The 16,638-nt window shown below is 41.9% G+C and carries 10 protein-coding genes and 1 pseudogene; 10 read left to right on the forward strand and 1 reads right to left on the reverse strand.

Annotated features, from left to right (window positions below; genetic code table 11):
* Nucleotides 1-65: 65 nt before the first annotated feature.
* The 10 genes and pseudogenes from IEY34_RS08895 (at nt 66) to IEY34_RS08940 (ending at nt 11,284) form a co-directional block, all read left to right on the forward strand.
* Nucleotides 66-1,817 carry a cache domain-containing sensor histidine kinase gene (locus tag IEY34_RS08895; RefSeq protein WP_189010426.1) on the forward strand — a complete coding sequence of 584 codons (1,752 nt, stop codon included), beginning with the start codon at nt 66-68 and terminating at the stop codon, nt 1,815-1,817.
* Nucleotides 1,814-3,202 (forward strand): response regulator, encoded by a 1,389-nt coding sequence (locus tag IEY34_RS08900; RefSeq protein ID WP_189010428.1) that lies wholly within the window; start codon nt 1,814-1,816, stop codon nt 3,200-3,202. The genes IEY34_RS08895 and IEY34_RS08900 overlap by 4 nt, the downstream gene beginning before the upstream one ends.
* Before the next feature lie 169 nt (nt 3,203-3,371).
* Nucleotides 3,372-5,129 carry a type 2 periplasmic-binding domain-containing protein gene (locus IEY34_RS08905; protein ID WP_189010430.1) on the forward strand — a complete coding sequence of 586 codons (1,758 nt, stop codon included), beginning with the start codon at nt 3,372-3,374 and terminating at the stop codon, nt 5,127-5,129.
* A gap of 87 nt (nt 5,130-5,216) precedes the next feature.
* Entirely contained in the window at nt 5,217-6,113 is an 897-nt protein-coding gene (locus tag IEY34_RS08910; RefSeq protein ID WP_189010432.1) for an ABC transporter permease, read from the forward strand.
* 15 nt (nt 6,114-6,128) lie between these two features.
* Nucleotides 6,129-7,013, forward strand: coding sequence for a carbohydrate ABC transporter permease (locus IEY34_RS08915; RefSeq protein ID WP_189010434.1), 885 nt, complete (start codon nt 6,129-6,131; stop codon nt 7,011-7,013).
* A gap of 104 nt (nt 7,014-7,117) precedes the next feature.
* Entirely contained in the window at nt 7,118-7,684 is a 567-nt protein-coding gene (locus IEY34_RS08920) for a helix-turn-helix domain-containing protein (RefSeq protein ID WP_189010436.1), read from the forward strand.
* 210 nt (nt 7,685-7,894) lie between these two features.
* Nucleotides 7,895-8,041 (forward strand): annotated as a pseudogene (locus IEY34_RS08925) (MFS transporter); the annotation flags it as partial.
* Nucleotides 8,042-8,185: 144 nt separating this feature from the next.
* Entirely contained in the window at nt 8,186-9,004 is an 819-nt protein-coding gene (locus tag IEY34_RS08930; RefSeq protein ID WP_189010438.1) for a MerR family transcriptional regulator, read from the forward strand.
* Between the two features lie 89 nt (nt 9,005-9,093).
* Complete coding sequence (locus IEY34_RS08935) at nt 9,094-10,263, forward strand: agmatine deiminase family protein (RefSeq protein ID WP_189010440.1); 1,170 nt, start codon at nt 9,094-9,096, stop codon at nt 10,261-10,263.
* A 181-nt stretch (nt 10,264-10,444) separates the two neighbouring features.
* On the forward strand, nt 10,445-11,284 hold the full coding sequence (locus IEY34_RS08940; RefSeq protein ID WP_189010442.1) for a methyltransferase domain-containing protein: 840 nt from the start codon (nt 10,445-10,447) through the stop codon (nt 11,282-11,284).
* A gap of 8 nt (nt 11,285-11,292) precedes the next feature.
* Here IEY34_RS08940 and IEY34_RS08945 read toward each other — a convergent pair whose 3' ends face one another.
* Nucleotides 11,293-16,248, reverse strand: a complete 4,956-nt coding sequence (locus IEY34_RS08945) for a beta strand repeat-containing protein (protein ID WP_189010445.1) — start codon at nt 16,246-16,248, stop codon at nt 11,293-11,295.
* Between the last annotated feature and the right edge of the window lie 390 nt (nt 16,249-16,638).

The raw sequence follows: 16,638 nt of genomic DNA on the forward strand, positions 1-16,638 counted from the left end.
TGTGAGGCGTCCTTTTGATATTAGGAACGTGTTCCGATTTAGGCGAGAGACTGGGGAAGATACCGATGATAACTAAGTTAGGCAGATTGGCTCATACAAATACACTGAGGTTCAAACTAGTGGTCATTATGATAGCTAATGTATTGATTCCTATCTTGCTCCTGGGGAGTATTTCTTACTATTCGATCTATTCGATCCTTCAGAACAATATTGAGAAGGGTGTTCAAAGTCGAATGAAGGAGATTGTGCATACGATGCAATCTTCGCTCGACAATCTGGGGTATGCTTCCCGCCAGCTTACGCTGGACGGTGACATCGGTGGACGATTAGAGCAGTATATGAATCCTACCCTTCCGAATAATATGAAATCGGACATCCAGAGTGATATCGAATCTCGACTTACCCTGATCAGTTATGCGAATCAAGGGCTTGGCGCGATGTACTATTTCATTCCCGAACAGAAACTGAATCTCTTTGAGACGATGCTCATCAAAAAAAATGTAAATCCGATGGATTTTCCTGTACTTCGCTCGGAACCCGTGACCGTATATCAGGGGCCGCACCCTAGTATGTATTTATACAGTGATAATATGGTTTTTTCCATCATTCAAGAAATGACAGGCAATAAAAACTTGCCGAAAACCTACGTCTATATTGAAACGAACTTCAAAGTGTTTCGTGATTTATTTCCGAAAGATGCCTTCGGTTTTCATGTGAATTACTTGATCACAGATGGTTCGCATCATATTCTCTACAGCGATATGGCGAAGACTTATCCCGTTCATTCGCAGTTGGCCCTAACCGATAATAGGGCGAGCCAAGTGGTCTCCAATCAAGGCCAAAAGCTATTCGCTGAGCGTGGTGAAGGGGATTGGTCCATTGTAGCCGTTGTTAATAAAAGTGATTTATCCAATGAAATTATATCATGGTCTACAAGGTATACGTTGATTGCCATAGGTTCGCTCGCGATTAGCTTAATATTAGCTTGGATGACATGGCGCATTATTCATCAGAAGCTGCATCTGTTGAAAAATGAAATAAAAATGACCGCAGATTTACAATTTGATCGCCCTTATGTGCCTATGAATATTGTGGAATTCGACGAAGTAATCGATCGTTTCTACCTGATGCGCACTAGAATTCGTGATCTGATTATTGAAGTTGAGGAGAAAGAGAAGAATAAACGCAAGCTGGAAGTTCAGAAGCTTAAATATCAAATTAACCCGCACTTCATTCACAATACATTAAATACGATACAGTGGATTGCCAGGATGCATAAGCAGGAGGAAATCGTCAACCTGGTATCCGTTTTCTCTCGCATATTGCACTATAATTTAGGCAAAGAGGGCGACATGGTACAAATTCGCGAAGAAATCAATGCTTTGAAGGATTATGTGGCCTTACAGAAGATTCGATATAACCATCACTTTCAAGTCGATTTTCATATTGATCCGCTGGCAGAAGAACTAATCATTGTCCGATTCTTGATTCAGCCGCTTGTGGAGAATGCGATGTATCATGGGTTTGCGGAAGATGATGGGCAAATTAGTGTTCGCGTCTACAAAGAATCGACAACTTTCTTTATTATAGAAGTCGAAGATAACGGGCAAGGTATGACATTAGAGACCAAAGAGAAGTTATTGTATGCTAACAGCGATGCTCAAAAGAGCGGCTTAGGGATTGGGTTTAATTTTGTAAATCAAACGATTCGCGAATATTTTGGCGAGCAGCATGCCGTTGATATTCAAAGTGAAATCGGTAAGGGAACCTTAATTCGGATTCGATTGCCAATTCTAAGCAGGGGGAAGACAGAATGAGAACATTGATCGTAGATGATGAGCATTTTGTGCGAAAAGGGTTAATACTAACCGTGCCTTGGCAAGATTACGGGTTCGAAATTGTGGGTGAAGCAGAGAACGGGCAGCGAGCGCTGCAGCAGTTGGAATCGCAGCTTATTGACGTCTTGATTACAGACTTAACCATGCCGAAGATGGATGGATTTGAACTTATGAAAGAAGTTCAACATCTTTACCCTCAGATTAAGATTGTTGTATTAACCTGTCATCAAGATTTCCAATATGCGATTGAAGCGATGCAGTATGGCGCAATCGATTATTTGGTGAAAACACAAATCGAAGAAGGCAAAATGGAAGAAGCCTTGGCGAGAATCGAGAAACGGATACGCGAAGACAAGCAGCGGGAGCCTCACAATGCCGTTAAAGGGAAAGAAGAGATCCCACTGGATTTATTCCTATTCCCCCTCGTTACTGGCGCATCGCCAGTCCATATTACCTGGGAAATAAAACCGACGATTATCCCTATGGAACAGGAATGTTATCGCATAACCGAGCATGCTTACAAGTCTTGGCAGGAGATTCATCGCATATGGGAAGCCAACGATTTATACGAAACATGGATACCTATCATCTCTGAATCCGCGGATACGGAAAGCTATTATGCGAGCAAGGATTGGGTGAAAGGCATAATAGAAATGATCTTTTATGCCTATCGGGAGGATCATCCAACACCACTTGTTTTTAATGTTCAACAGTCGATATCAACGAATAAGAAGCTCAAGGATCAGGGGGAAATGGATAAGATTTATCGGCTCTTTCAATCTCTCCATTGGATTTATGATACGAGTTTGTTTCAAACTTGGCTGCAACTGGTTGATGAGCATCAACCAGCATCGAAGGAATTCCGCTTAATGGTCATTGGTTTTTTGAAAGCGATATCTCATCTAACATGGATTCCCCAGAAGATATGGCGAACTAATACGCGATTAGAGGTGATGTGTTGGCATGAATTAAGTACCATGCTGACACAACTAAGGGACGTCCTTCAGACGAGCTCCTTTTCGGAAGAGGCAGCCATCGGCATTTATAAAGCGATTCTCGTCATGCAGAAAGACATCGCGGAGAATTTAAATCAAGAGAACGTTGCTCAGCGAGTGGCGCTAAGTCGAAGCTACTTTGGACAATGTTTCCGTCCTATTGTCGGCGTATCTTTTCATGAGCTTTTGACCGAACTGCGGATTCGTAAAGCGGAAGAATTATTGCTAACAACGCATGATTTTATTTATGCGATCGCGGAGCAAGCGGGCTTTAAGGATGAGAAGTATTTTAGCAAAGTATTCAAGCATCATCGTCAAGTTCTCCCGACCGAATATCGAGACAAGCATCGTCATTCGAACCATAGATAGACAAATGAGTGATTTGAGTAGGAAAAGTGAATGTGATGTGTACATGCGAAGTTGGAATGTCGATCTTTTATCTACCAGAGTACGCCCACTACTCTGATAGGGAATTCGCCAAAAGTAAGTACAATAAAGGTGTAAGAGAAAGATTATGTGACTAGGGGGCAAACGAAACATGAATCGAAGCAACAAGTTTCTTTCCATCGTCTTTGCAAGCAGTATGTTGGTATCCACGGTAGCGTGCTCAACAGATACTAAGAACACGTCTACTGAAAAGCCAAAGGAATCGCCGTCGCAAACTGCTGCTGCAAGTCAAGCAGAACCGATGGCACCTTATAAAGAAACGGTTGAATATTCCGTCGTTCGCAGTATTAATCAGGACCCTAAGTTCCCTGCCGGTGAAAGCTACGAGAAGAACAGCTATCAAGATTATGTAGAGAAAACGTTGAATGTGAAGGGCAAGCTGCTATGGACAGCGCCATCGGACGGTGATCAATACGCTAAGAAATTATCGCTGGATATTGCAAGCAACCGCATTCCTGATATGTTCACCCTGGAAGGCCAGAATAGAGTGAGCATGTTGAATACCCTTGAACAGTGGGACATGATTGAAGATTTGACACCTTATTTTGATAAATATGCTTCGAAAAAAGTGAAAGAGCGATATGGTGCGAACCCTTATGCTTTCGATACCGTTAAAAATGGCGGGAAGATGATGGCAATTCCATATGGCATGGAGAAAGAACAACCGATGCTCGTTTGGGTGCGTGAAGATTGGCGCAAAAAATTGAATCTACCTGAACCGAAGACGGTCGAAGATATTAGACAAATCTCGAAAGCGTTTACGACCCAAGATCCGGATGGCAATGGTAAAAATGATACGTTAGGATTGGTTGCTCAATCGAACAGTATGTACAGCCCTGCCTTTGATTTGCATACGCTGGATGCGATGTATTGGGCGGATAATGCATTTCCGGCCAGTTGGATCAACGATAAAGACGGCAAAGTGAAATACGGTGGTATTCAACCAGAAGCGAAGAAAACACTTGCTACGTTGCGCGATATGTTTAAAGAAGGCTCACTCGATAAGGAATATGGCTTGAAAGATGGCGGTAAAACAACCGAAGACGTGAGTTCCGGTCGCGCAGGCATCGTATTTGAAGCTTGGTATGCTCCTTATTACCCACTGGGGAACACCATTTATAACAATCCCAATGCAGATTGGAAAGCCTATCCGTTGCTCAGCTCAACTGGCAAATTAAATGTTGGCTCGAATCCGAACCCTGGTGGCTATGTAGTTGTGAAAAAAGGCTTTAAACACCCTGAGCTTGCAATTCAGTTGCTCAATCTATCCACCGAGTTCCAAGATAAAACCATCACAGAATTAAATGATTTGAATGCGAAATATGAAACAGCAGGCACGGTAGCTGTTGCTAAACATGCGCAATACTTGGATCTAGCTGTAGATGACCCTGCCTTTATTTATAACCAACAAAAGAAATACAATGATATTTTGGCAGGAAAAGCAGATAAGAGCATCCTTTCAAGCAGAGAAATAGCAGGATTGAACAATATTCAGACTGAATTGAAGAACCCGCTTGAAAACGTACTGAAAACGAATCCTTCTAAAGAAGTGTTGAATACAGCCATTTCTAATCGTGTCGGTTATTTAGCTTACAATAGCGCTATGAAGGTTGTAACGGATAATGAGAAGAATATCGTTGTAACACCGAGTGTATTTGGCGGACAAACGGAAACAATGGTTAAATCATGGACAGATCTTCAAACACTTCAGAAGCAAACGTATCTCAAAATCATTCTAGGTTCCCAACCCATTGATTCTTTCGATGCTTTCGTAACGCAGTGGAATGCACAAGGCGGCGATAAAATTACGAAAGAAGTGCAAGCAGAGATTGATAAACGAAACAAATAAGCTGGTTAGTGGCAACAAGAATGGGGCGCAAACACCGGTTTGCGCCCTTTCTAAAGAAAATGAACGACGAAGAATCGAGGTGTCAACATGAGATGGAAATACGCTTCAACCTATCATTACCTACTAATGTTGATTCCAGGCGTTGCCTTGCTAGCTGTATTTAACATTGCTCCTTTGGGCGGTATTGTTATGGCGTTTCAGCACTACAATCCTGGGAAAGGCATGTGGCACTCCCCTTTTGTAGGTTGGGCCAATTTTAAAGTCATATTCCATAACACAGCAAGTTGGGAAGTATTGCGTAACACGCTCCTTATTTCGATCTCCAAAATTGTTGCAGGATTACTTGTACCTGTTGCCTTTGCACTCTTTTTGAATGAAGTTAGGCTGACAGTTTTTAAACGATTTGTTCAAACGATTGTCTATTTACCTCATTTCTTATCTTGGGTTATCATCGCTGGGATCATTAAAGATATGCTAGCTTCCAATGGATTACTGAACGTGTTATTGATGCACTTAGGCGTTCAAGATCCAATCCTATTCTTGGGAAGTAATTTCTGGTTCCGTCCGATCCTTGTCCTTTCTGACGTCTGGAAAGAATTCGGCTTTGCCGCGATCGTGTACTTAGCCGCGCTGACGAATATTAATCCATCGCTCTATGAGGCTGCTGACATGGATGGCGCTACACGGATGCAGAAAATAAAATATATTAGTCTTCCAGGTATTCAAACGACCGTTGTCCTTCTGGCTACATTAAGTCTGCAAAGCGTGATGAATGCTGGGTTTGACCAAGTGTTCAATCTGTATAATCCCGTCGTTCAACCCACAGGTGATATTATCGATACGTATGTCTATCGGGTGAGCTTCGAACAAGTAAACTACGAAATCGGTACCGCGGTTGGTCTTTTCAAATCCGTAATTAGCTTATTCCTTATCGTTACAGCTTATAAATTAGCATCTAAGTTTGCGGGATATCGCATCTTTTAGCGGGAGGGACACTCAATGACTGCCTCAATAAGAAAGAAATACACGACATTTGACTATGTGGTCATAATGGGCATGATTGTGATTATGCTGCTGTCCATTTCACCTTTACTTCATACCCTCTCGGTTTCCTTGAGTTCTTCGGCCAAAGCGGAGGGAGGACTCGTATCCCTATTTCCAAGAGATATGACGATTCATTCCTATATCAGCATACTGAAGGATAAGCAGTTTTTTAAATCAGCATGGATCTCCATTCAACGAGTTGTGTATACAACGGGGTTAAGCTTCATCATTACCTTATTGCTTGCGTTTCCGCTTTCCCGAACTTCGAAGCAGTTTGCGCTGCGCAATCCTTTCATGTGGCTGCTCATCATTTGTATGTTATTTAATGGGGGACTCGTTCCTTTCTATATGATCGTAAATAAGCTTGGCTTATTCAACAGCATGGCGGCACTTGTCCTTCCTTCTGTCGTTAACGTATTTAATACAATCCTCGTCATCAACTTCTTCCGGAGTATTCCCAAAGAGCTGGAAGAATCAGCGGAGATGGATGGGGCCAATCCTTGGCAGCTCCTGTTCAAAATATTGCTGCCACTGTCCATGCCCGTTCTAGCAACGGTGTCTTTATTCACTATCGTAACAACATGGAATGAGTATTTAAACGGGCTTTTGTTCATTCAAGATTTGAGCCGGATGCCGCTGCAGACGTATTTGCAATCGATCTTCATCCAAATTGATCCGAGCCGGATGTCGAGCCAAGACCTGATCGAAGCCAGCCTTGTGTCCAATAAAACACTAAACGCAGCTAAAATTGTTGTTTCTTTGATTCCAATTATTGCGATCTATCCATTTATGCAAAGATATTTTATTCATGGCATTATGATGGGCTCTGTGAAAGAGTAGGATTCTCTGAGGCTGATTCACCTCTACCAGGACTAGTTGTATGGAAAAGGTTCTAGATAAACAGTATACTAGTTATAACTGTTTCTGGTTGAGGTGAATATCAAATGGATGAAATCGATGATTCAAAACAACTTGTACTTCAAATCGGCGGTGCCATGAAAAAGTACAGAAAAGAAAAAAACATGAGTTTAGAGGACTTAGCGGAATTAACGGGGGTAAGCAAACTTACTCTGGGGAATATCGAACGTGGTGAGACAAATCCAACTTTGGGGATTATATGGAAAATTTCAAAAGGCATATCTTTACCGCTATTGGCTTTGTTCAAATCAGAAGACCCTGTTAGTTTGTATCGGGCAGGCGAAGGACTGCGGTTTTCTAATGATCAAAAAAATTGGACCATTGAACCCGTCTTTAAAAACGCAAGCAGCGATATTGAAATGTGTCGGGCTTACTTGCAGCCGAATAGCTCGTATCACCCTGAAGGTCATCATGTGAATACAACTGAAATCGCGACAGTAATGACGGGTTCCATTGAAATTCAAGTCAATGGAGAGATTTACACATTGAATCAATATGATACGATCAGTTTTCGTGCAGATTGTCCTCACTCTTATACCAATCATACGAATAGCGAAACAGTGCTCCATATATCCTTAAAGTATGGTTTCTAAAAGTGACAAATTCCACTTCTTACATACAACTCCGAATTCCATGGCGGGAATTTAGAGTTGTATTTTTTTGGTATTCTAATACATCGTAAAATACTTATTGGTAAAATAATATATTATAATATACTTTTATCATTCACGCGGATGTTATACGATAATTTTCAATCAGCAAGAAACAATACTACGTATGATTTCAGGAAGGAGTAATGAAGAATGCCGAACAAACAAAATAAAAAAGCTGTACCATCCTCTATAGGGCTGATAATTCTCGGCTATTTTGTTATTGCAGCTAATTTACGTGCTCCCTTGACCTCAGTCGGTCTTTTAGCGAGTCTCATCAGGGATGACGTTCGTATTTCAAAGGGATTTCCCCAATTAAGAAATCAAACGAAGCAAATAACCACGACGAGTCAGCAGATGGCTGTGAATGCTAATTTGGATTGAATGTCGTCAAGTCCTATCGTATATTAGAAAAACAAAATACGACAAGAAGGAGAGATAAATATGTACACAATCAGCAGATTTTCTAAGCTTTGCAAAATGAGTACGCGCATGCTGCGACACTATGACAAGGAACAACTCTTGAAGCCCATACATGTAGATGCGACGAACGGTTACAGATATTATGATAAAGATCAATTAGAAATGGCATTGCAAATCAAGAAGTTGAGAGAATATAAGTTCTCCCTACCGGAAATTAGAGAGATTTTTCAGACAGCAGATGAGAAATCTTTGAACGAATGGATGCTATTGAAGATACAGGAGCTATCCAACGAGATAAATTCACATCGCGAGATTATCGCAGATATGCAAGGGATAATCGACCAGGAAGCGGATATGATACATAGAGAAGGAAGAATTTATGATGTTTTGTTCGGAAAAAGAAGCGAGATCCCTATTTTAAGCCAAAGATTACGTATTAACATTGCGGATATGGACCATTATATAGATTCTTTGTATATAGAAGCGAAGGATAATCATATTCAGCTGCTTGGTGCTCCATCTGCTATCTTTTGGGATGAAGAGTTCACTTCTGAAGAATGCGACATTGAATTGATGATCCCGATCAGTCAGGGACATGAACTAGATGCTGGAAGTCAGTGGCAAATCCAGCGACTGCCAGATAAGCTGATTGCTACTACATTACATATGGGGAGTTACGACTATATTGGCTATGCACATACGGCTATTGAGGAATGGATAGCGTGCAACGATTACGTCTTGGATGGCCCGCCTTACGAAACATATTTGAAGAGCTTGGAGTGTGACTGTTCTCTGGAGGAGTATGTGACACAAGTCTGTTTTCCAATCATGAAAAAGTAAATTCATGCCCCCCCTTGACCTTAACACAATGTCAAAGCTTAACCTATATCAGCAGCTAGAAAGCAATACGCACAGAAGGAGATTACAGAATGAAGAAAATAATGACATTGTGTTCAGGGGTGGTAGTAGTGGCTGGAATTATGATGGGGTGTACGCCGCCTCTTGCCAAAGAAGATCAGAAAGCGAATAAACAAAGCCTGAATAAGCAAAGTGAAAAGAAGCAACTCACAGGCAAATATACCATGCCTGAAGAGCATAGCAAACATGAAGGCACATGGTTGCAATGGCCGCATAATTACACCTATGGTAAAGGCCATAAAGAAAACCTGGAAGCGATTTGGATTGAAATGACATTAGCTTTAAGTAAAGGCGAGAACGTCTATATTATGGCTTATGATAAGAAAGAAAAGGACTATATATATGACCTTTTGCATGATGAAGGTGTAGATATTTCAAAAATAGACTTCTATATCGTCCCTACTGACGATGTATGGGCAAGAGATACAGCACCTATTTTTGTATACGACAAAGACAACAATTTGAAACTCATGGACTGGGGATTTAATGGCTGGGGTAAGAAAACTCCATTCAAGGAAGACGCATTAATTTCAACTCAGCTTAGTAAGCAGCTAGGTATGGAACGAATTGATCTCAATGAAGTCGTGCTGGAAGGCGGCGCATTTGAGCTGGATGGTAATGGGACATTCTTATCGACACGCAGTGCCGTAACAAATAAGAATAGAAATCCTAATTTATCTGAGGCCCAGATTAATGAGTATATCAAAGAAAACCTTGGCGCTACTAACTTTATTTGGTTAGATGGTGTACCTAATTCGGATATTACAGATTTCCATATTGATGGCTTTGCCAAATTCTATGATAAGACTACGTTGATTACTATGAAAAAAGAAGACTTAGAGGAATGGGGTGTCAGTAATAAGGACATTACAACTCTATTGAATGCGAATGATGTATCTAACAATCCTTATAAGTATATGTACTTACCCATTACCCAAAAGAATGTCGTTCTAGAAAGTGGAAAAAAATTGGACTATAGAGGTTCATATATTAACTACTATATTGGGAATACCGTTGTATTAGTACCGAACTACAATGATTCTCATGATAAGATAGCTAACGAGTCCATCCAAAAATTATACCCTGACCGTATAGTTATTGGAATTGATGTCAGAGAGCTTTATCAAGATGGCGGTATGATTCAATGTGTTACCCAACAACAACCTGTTAGCTTAAAGTGAGTTGCCTTATTTCTTGTTCATAACGGTTTGCAAATCTTTGGAGAGCTGTTCAAGCGAAATCATGACATTAAACCCGGTATCAGATACAGACAATAAATAGTTACGGGGCAGAATGCTTATACCATTTGTAGGACAATGAATATAATAAATGAAATAAATGAATTCGAAAGAAGTGAAGGCATTGAGAATAGAGCTTCTGTACGGGAAGAATGTGTTTCCTAAAGGTAACATTGAAGAAGGTGAATCAGTTAACTTTGTTGATGGGAAATATGATTCGAATAGGCCACTTCCTTTACAAGATCACTCGGTGAACTTTACCATGGCTTCCCACTGTTTGCAGTATGTTGACAACTTACAAACCGTGATGGAAGAGATCTATCGTGTTAGTTGCCACAAAGCGATCGTATGTATAGTTGCTCCCTATGCTCATGTAACTTCACACATGGTGAATCCAAGATTTAAACAACAATTCAACGAGCATCTGCCTAGATATTGGACGACATATCCTGAATCAGTTCTGGATCCCGATGAGTTCATGTTATCCAGTCAGGCAAACTGGTCATTGATGGAACCCGAAGATCAAGATTCACCTTATGATTTCCGTTTGATTCGAATTGAATTCTTTTATTTCCCGCAATATGGAAGTTTGTATGAAGAAATTGAACTTAAGCTGCTTAGACAGTCTCAATTGAATGTAGCTTATCAAATCATGTATCATCTTGTTGTGGTTAAGCAGCCGATATCTATGGAAGAGTTGGCTTTATTAGCAACGGGAGAGCTGGAGGAACCTAATTTTGTAATAAATCAAAGAACTTCCAACCAAGAGAGGGAGGACAATGAAAGATTGTTTGAGCTGCCTTTTTTACCTGGCAGGAAAGAAACGGAGCACATCATGCCTACACCCGATCCTCCTAAACAGAAGTCCTTAAGCAAAAAAAGGGCCTCCATGAAGGGGGTTGTCAAAAAACAAACGCCAGCTTCAAGAAGGCCATTGAAAAAAAGACGATCGAGCTTGCATTAGAATGCGATTTATTCTTCTGACTCCGTTACAGAAATTATTGTTTTGTTGGACGCTAGGGAGCTAGGAATCTTTGTACCCTCATAAAGCAAGAATTGAAAAGACAGAATCGCTTGGTTTACAAGCTTCTGGCTTGCTGGAAGTTTATTCACGATGACATTAAATTGAAGGGTAACTGTGGATCCAACTGCAATTGTGCCAAGTGCCAAGCCAAGTTCAACATCCACATTTTCAAGATAAGTGTGATTAACGGTAATACTATTTGGGAGTAAAGTGGATTCAGCCTGAAGTATATCTGTAAGCAAGGTATCTATGAGGGGCAGTTGGCTTGTGTTTTGTATGGTAATGTTGTATCCCAATATACTCCCTACTTCTACTGAGAATTCATTCTGTATGATACTCTTTCTAATTGCAATAGGTGGTGTGCGGACTGGAATACGGACAGGGTTGGATTGAGTAGTTTCACTCGTGCCACCCTGGACCGGTGTATAGACAGCTATTGCCTGATTCATAATGAAGCCTGAAGTCGGCGTACTAATGACAAGCACCTGAAAAGTTATCGTGGTAGTTTGCCCTGGTGCAAGTGCAGCAATGATTATACCTGAAGCTGGATTCATATTCGGAGCAGAAACTCCTCCAATAGTTACACTGTTCGTTACGAATCGAGTCCCTTGTGGAATTGGATCTGTCACATTAATTAGGTTTGTGGTTGCTTCACTATTGGCTATGTTTATTGTGTAAGTAATAATTTCCCCTAGAGAGGCTTGTTGTTTATCTGCTTGTTTAGTAACGATTATATCCGGATCGATGACAGGAACAGTGACTACATTTGAAACAGTGGTACCAGTGAGGACTCGGCCATCTGGCGGTTGATATGTGAAGTTTCCTGTAGCTTGATTGACTAGATTAGTGTTGCTTATAGAAGATGTAACTTGGACTGAGAATATAACAAGAATTGTAGTGCCTGGTTGTATATTTCCTAATGGGATGCCAGCAGCAGGATCTGCTTCTGAAAAGGAGATTCCATTAACAATAACACTGCCGGCTGCAAAGGTGGAACCTGTGGGTATTGGATCAGTCAGAGTCACATTTGCTGCAATATTTCCTTTATTTGTAACATTGAAATGATATTGTACAATACCTCCAATCTGTGTAGTGGAGCTGGAAGATGATTTAACGATCACAATTGCCGGTAAGTAAACAGGCGTGTTAAAGATATTGGACAAGGCGACAGCTGTAAAAACGCCTGAGGTGAAGTTGACAATAGCTTGATTAGAAAGAATAAGCGAGACAGGCAGAGGCGGAATGCTGTCCGAAACTTTAACTTGAAAAACAACTGTTGCGGCGTCGAATGCGTCAATTTCGCCTACGGCAATGCCAGCAGCAGGGTCAGCACTTGGGAGTGCTACCCCGTTCAGTTCGGCGCTGCCTGGTATAAACAGAGTGCCAGAGGGGACGAAGTCTGTGAGAATTATGTTGGTAATCGGTGTGGGTTCATTATTTTGGATTAGAATGGAATAAGTTATTGAATCATTGGCAACAGCATCAATAGCATCGGTGGATTTAGTCACGGTAATAATATTGTCTGCGTTAACAGGTATCGTTACGGTATTGGAAGTAACCGACCCAGGAATAACACGCCCATCCGGAGGATTGAAGGTGTAATTTGCTGTTGCTTGATTGGTTAATAGTGGAGGATTAGGCAAATCAATTACTCTGGTTACGAAGGTCACCGTAATTGGGAAGCCGGGCTGTACAGTACCGATATGAATGCCGGTAACTGGATTCGCTCCACTCCAGTGATTACCATTGATGAGAACGCTGTTTGGAATGAAGGTTTGACCATTTGGCAAAGGATCGGTTAAAATCACATCCGCATTAAAATTGCCTGTATTGGAAACTGTGATGAAGTAGGTAATTAAATCTCCGACCGTTGCAGCAGCTTGAGATGCCGATTTGACAGATCTGATGTAGGGTTGATACACCCTTATATTAACAATATTGGATAAAGATATATCATTGAACGTTCCAGAAGTAAAGCTTACGCTAGCCTGATTGGTTAAAAAAAAGCGACTCGGTATTGGTGGGGACAAGCTCGTGACACTGACTTGGAATGAAAGGATAGACTGGCCGTTTGCAGGAATTGTACCAATACTTACTCCTTTGGAAGGATCAGCACCAGACACTGCAATGCCGTCCACGATTACACTCCCAGGAATAAATACAGAACCTGCAGGGATAGGGTCAGTTAAGATGACAGATGTTACAGGATCTTCATCATTATTTAGGATACTCAGAGTATAGGTTATGATATCGCCTTCCACGGCATCTGTGGCATTAGCGACTTTATTTACAGTTAAGTTAGGAGCTGAGATAGGTATGATGACTTCGTTAGAGGGTGACGTACCTGGAATAATGCGTCCGTCAGGCGGCGTAAAGGTATAGGAGGTTATACCTTGATTGGAAATTTGCTGTGTCAAGGGAAGTGTGTTGACAGTAACCTGAAACTCTACTTGTATGACACCACCGGGTACAAGTGATCCGAGTGGAATACCAATGCTGGGATCAGCGGCAGGTTGGGATATGTTATTTATAAGTACGCTGCCAGGGACGAAGGAGGCATTGGGGTCGATGGTATCCGTTAATGTTGCTAGAGCAGCAATATTTCCGGTGTTTCGAACCGTGAATTGATAGTTAATTGTTTGACCAACAACAGTAAATGAGGGAGCGACGGTTTTCACAGTTGTAATAATAGGCTGATACACAGGAATGACCAATGGTTCCGAGAATGATGAAACCTCAAACGGGCCACTGGTAAAGGTAAGCTCTGCTTGATCTGTCAATTGTGGAGGATTCGGTAATGCAACAACAATTGTGCTAAATGTTATCGTGTCTGAGGCTCCTGGTGCCAGTGTGCCGATTTGGACTCCGATGGAGGGGTCGGCAGCAGGCTGAACGACACCGTTAAGGGTCAAGCTTCCTGAAATAAATACAGAGCCAGGAGAAATAGCGTCGTAAAAAATGAGATTGTTTGCATTTTCTGAATCAGCATTGGTTACAACGACGGTATACGTTATTGTGTCTCCAACGATGGCATCAGGCACATTTGCCGTCTTGGCAACATGGATTTCAGGCGTCGAAACGGGAATATAAACAGGATTCGACGTTGCAGAGCCTTGGATGATGCGTTCGTCCGGCAGCTGAGCAGTAAAAGTGGTTGTGCTTTGATTGGTGAGAATAAATCCTCTGGGAATTCCAACGACAATGACTTGGAACGTCACGGTTACCGAATTATCAGGTGAAATATTGCCAACTGAAATACCCGTTTCCGGGCTAGCCGCGGGCTCAGAAAGTCCATTCACTGTCACACTTCCTGTTACAAAGTTAGAACCAGCAGGTATCGAATCTGTAACGGTCGTAAAGGCATCGATATTGCCTGTATTCAAAACTGTCAATGTGTACGTAACCGTATCTCCAATTAAGGCGTTGGCACTGTTTGCACTTTTGGTGATGGTTACACTAGGTTGGTAAATAGGGATAACGACAGCGTTAGACGGCACCATATTCGTGATGACTGGACCCCCAGGGACGGTAGGAGCCGTATAGCCAATCTTGGCCTGATCGAATAGGCGAGGAGGGACGGGAAGAGAGGTGACCTCTACCTGAAAGGTGACTGTAACCATTGTATTCGCTGCAATAACATTCAAGAATACGCCCGTGGTTGGGTCACTATCTGGTTGTGCAATGCCATCGACCGTCACGCTGTTCATAATAAACGTACTGCCATCCGGTATGTTGTCAAAAAACATGACGCTTGTTGCGTCAGAAAGAGAAGTATTTTCCACATCGACGGTGTAGGTAATTGTGTCCCCTACTATCGCTTCTGCATGGTCGGAATTTTTGATCACGGTGATAGCTGGCATATTAATGGCAACTTGAATCGCATTTGAATTGACCAGATAACCGTCGCCGGACGTTGTTAAAGTCAAAACGGCGGATGTTTGCGTATTTACTAATGTACTGCTAATGTCTACATTGGTAATATCCCAGCCTTGGCGTCCGCCTACAATATTGGTCCCTGGTGTTCCATTAATCTGATTTCGATTCCCGAAGGTGCCTAAGGTATTTAACGTTCCGTCGTCACCATTAATTTGAGAGGCAAAGAAATTAGTTGAGAAGTTGTTGGGACCAGAAAGTGCAGTTTGCGAAGAGGAGGTTGGGCCAAATAACGCTTGATCCCCTGATTTGTTAGCATCCCCTTCCTGAGCTCCGAACAATGCTCTCCCGGACAAAGGCCCTGTAAACGGGGTAGCAAAGCCATTAACAACTACGGACACAGGACCTGAGGTAGACCGAATGACATCCGCGGTGACTCGGAGCGACAGATTTCTCAGAGGAAGCGATGCATTCTGATATACAACGCCGAGAGTCCAACCTGCATTATTCGAAGTTGGGTCTGGAATGGATAAAGTACCTACGACCCCACCTGTCGTATACGTTCCAGCTCCTCCAGCAAAGACTAAATCAGTTACGTCTGCGGATCGTACATAAGCAAAAGTATTAGGAAATCCGGAGGCCGTGGACAGTAGTACCTCAAAGGAGGTGGTGGGATCAGGAAGAACAGCATTCGAACCAGCAGGAGAGATGAAATTGACGGCATCATTAATAAAGGCAGAATTATCTTCTCCATTATCAATATAGGTCCCGCCCCATATTAGCTCGGCATAAAGAACGGTACTTCCAGTTGGGAAACTGAGAACCGCCGAAGAACTATTGTTCTGAAACACATTGGTTGTACCTGGAGGGTATGAACCGAATTGCTGTGTGATGTCGGTCGTGATATAGCCGCCAATACTATCCACAACGCCAGGTACGCCCGTTGTTCCTGAGCGGCTGAGACCCAGTGTATTTCCCGTAAAAGTTACTGCTCCGTTTTCATTAATGACATACCTTTCAATAAAGGCCAAGGATTTGTCCCACCTTTCTTTCAAGACTATATTTACATATGGCATATGTATTAGGAATGAGGAAATATATGTGCAGAAACCTCCACTATAATTGCTCTAATAAATCTACGAGTGATATCTAAGGGTCTTTATCCTCTACAGAACGGCTAGAGCCTGCGTCTCGTAACATATTAAGTCACCTTTTTTACTTATATGCTGATAAGGAGAGGAGATAACCTAATAACTCATATTAATTTCCCTTATGCGGGTATGGCTAACAAAACAAGCAAGGAAGTATTGAGTAATGTGTTCAATCACATTACGGTAGGAATTAAACCTTCGCGCATATACTTGACTGGGTAATAAAGGCTTAGCGTTGAAATGGTTCGCCAGTTTATTCATTATTACTGC

This window comes from Paenibacillus marchantiophytorum (assembly GCF_014640555.1).
GTDB classification, from domain to species: Bacteria; Bacillota; Bacilli; order Paenibacillales; family NBRC-103111; genus Paenibacillus_E; species Paenibacillus_E marchantiophytorum.